The sequence below is a fragment of the Herbaspirillum lusitanum P6-12 genome (assembly GCF_000256565.1).
Classification (GTDB): domain Bacteria; phylum Pseudomonadota; class Gammaproteobacteria; order Burkholderiales; family Burkholderiaceae_D; genus Herbaspirillum; species Herbaspirillum lusitanum.
In genome coordinates, this window is record NZ_AJHH01000615.1 from 1 (window position 1) to 2,125 (window position 2,125).

Here is a 2,125-nt window from a genome sequence, read left to right on the forward strand (position 1 = left end):
GGTCTGCGCGATCACGTTGGGCGACGATCCCGATCGGCTGGTGCGTGACCTGCAGGACCAGTTTCCGCAAGCCGAACTGATCGGCGGCGATGCGACATTTGAAAAACTGGTGGCCAAAGTCATCGGCTTCATCGAGTCGCCGCAGGGCGATCTCAACCTGCCGCTGGACGTGCGCGGCACCGCTTTCCAGCAGCGCGTGTGGCAAGCCTTGCGCGACATCCCGGCGGGGCAGCGCGTGACCTATTCGGATATCGCCGGACGCATCGGCAGCCCGACGGCGGTGCGCGCGGTCGCCAGCGCCTGCGCTTCGAATGCGATCGCGGTGCTGATCCCCTGCCACCGGGTGGTGCGCATGGACGGCTCGCTGTCCGGCTATCGCTGGGGCGTGGAGCGCAAGCAGGCCTTGCTTGCGCGGGAAGGCGACGGCAAGTCATGACGCCGGCGCGGGATCGCTCATGACCGGCGATTTGTTCGCAGCCTTGCGTGCACCGTCCATTGAGCCCATCGCCGACGGCGCGACCTGGCTGCGCGCCTATGCCGATGACGATGCAGTGGCGTTGATGCAGGCGATTCAACAGGTGACGGCGCAGGCGCCGTTCCGCCGGATGCAGACGCCGGGCGGTTACACCATGTCGGTCGCGATGAGCAATTGCGGCGAGCTGGGCTGGGTGACGGACCGGCGCGGTTATCGCTACCAGCGCGAAGATCCGCTGTCGCAGCAGCCGTGGCCGGCGATGCCGGAAATCTTCCTTGCGCTGGCGGTGCGCGCTGACAAGCCGCTGCGCATGCGTCTCGAAAGCGGCGACGTGGTGGTGTGGGGAGGTCCCGCGCGACTGCGTTTCCATGGCGTCGATACACTGGCGCAAGGCACGCATGCGCTGACCGGCGATTGCCGCTATAACCTCACGTTTCGCAAGGCCGGCTGATCCCGGTCTGGCGCCAGGCGACCCAAAATGGGGCGGCAAAAGACAAGCAAGGCCAACAGGTCTAAAATTCCGGGTTTCCCCCAAAATTATTAGACAGGCCATCATGGAGACAGCGCTCAACCCGCCGGAAATGCCGCAGGCAAACCAACAGCAGGCCGCCGAGAAGACCGGCTTCCGCGTACTCGGGGCGATCAGCTTTTCGCACTTCCTCAACGACATGATCCAGTCGCTGCTGCTGGCGATCTATCCGCTGCTGAAGGGCAACTTCCATCTGAGCTTCGCCCAGATCGGCCTGATCACGCTGACCTTCCAAGTCACGGCCTCGTTGCTGCAGCCGCTGGTCGGCCTGTACACGGACAAGCATCCGAAACCCTATTCACTGGCCATCGGCATGGGCTCGACCCTGTGCGGCCTGCTGCTGCTGTCGGTAGCGCCGAATTTCGGCATCTTGCTGGTGGCGGCGGCGCTGGTCGGCACCGGTTCGTCGGTATTCCATCCTGAAGCGTCGCGCGTGGCGCGCATGGCCTCGGGCGGCCGCCACGGCCTGGCCCAATCGCTGTTCCAGGTCGGCGGCAACGCCGGCAGCGCGATGGGCCCCTTGCTCGCGGCGTGGATCATCATTCCGGGCGGCCAGCACAGCATCGCCTGGTTCACCATCGCGGCGCTGATCGCCATCGTCGTGCTGCGCCAGATCGGTCATTGGTACCAGCGCCAGCAACTGGCCGGCAAGACCAAGCAGAAAAAGAAGGCGCACGGCTTTGTCGAACTGCCGCGCAACAAGGTCATCATGGCAGTCAGCATCCTGTTGCTGCTGATCTTCTCCAAGTACTTCTACATGGCCAGCCTGTCGAGCTATTTTACGTTTTACCTGATCAGCAAATTCCAGCTGTCGGTGCAGGATGCACAGATCCATTTGTTCGTGTTCCTGTTCGCGGTCGCCATCGGCACCGTGGCCGGCGGCCCGATCGGCGACAAAGCCGCTGCGCATGCGTCTCGAAAGCGGCGACGTGGTGGTGTGGGGAGGTCCCGCGCGACTGCGTTTCCATGGCGTCGATACACTGGCGCAAGGCACGCATGCGCTGACCGGCGATTGCCGCTATAACCTCACGTTTCGCAAGGCCGGCTGATCCCGGTCTGGCGCCAGGCGACCCAAAATGGGGCGGCAAAAGCGCAAGCCGTACCCGCCGTAGCCGCGGGCG

General features: G+C 64.4%; 2 protein-coding genes and 2 pseudogenes. All 4 read left to right on the top strand.

Annotated elements, in window-relative coordinates; genetic code table 11:
• A partial coding sequence (locus HLUSI_RS0120265; protein WP_016835681.1) for a methylated-DNA--[protein]-cysteine S-methyltransferase occupies positions 1-436 on the top strand: 436 nt, incomplete at its 5' end.
• Positions 437-455: 19 nt separating this feature from the next.
• Positions 456-926 carry an alpha-ketoglutarate-dependent dioxygenase AlkB gene (locus HLUSI_RS0120270; RefSeq protein ID WP_016835682.1) on the top strand — a complete coding sequence of 157 codons (471 nt, stop codon included), beginning with the start codon at positions 456-458 and terminating at the stop codon, positions 924-926.
• 103 nt (positions 927-1,029) lie between these two features.
• A pseudogene (locus HLUSI_RS29780) lies at positions 1,030-1,902 on the top strand (MFS transporter); the annotation flags it as partial.
• Positions 1,901-2,053, top strand: a pseudogene (locus HLUSI_RS32955) (alpha-ketoglutarate-dependent dioxygenase AlkB); the annotation flags it as partial. The pseudogenes HLUSI_RS29780 and HLUSI_RS32955, both read left to right, overlap by 2 nt.
• Positions 2,054-2,125 lie beyond the last annotated feature (72 nt).

What these genes read in the sequence shown, in the direction of transcription:
- HLUSI_RS0120270 (WP_016835682.1), top strand. Translation starts at nt 456, where the DNA reads ATGACCGGCGATTTGTTCGCAGCCTTGCGTGCACCGTCCATTGAGCCC.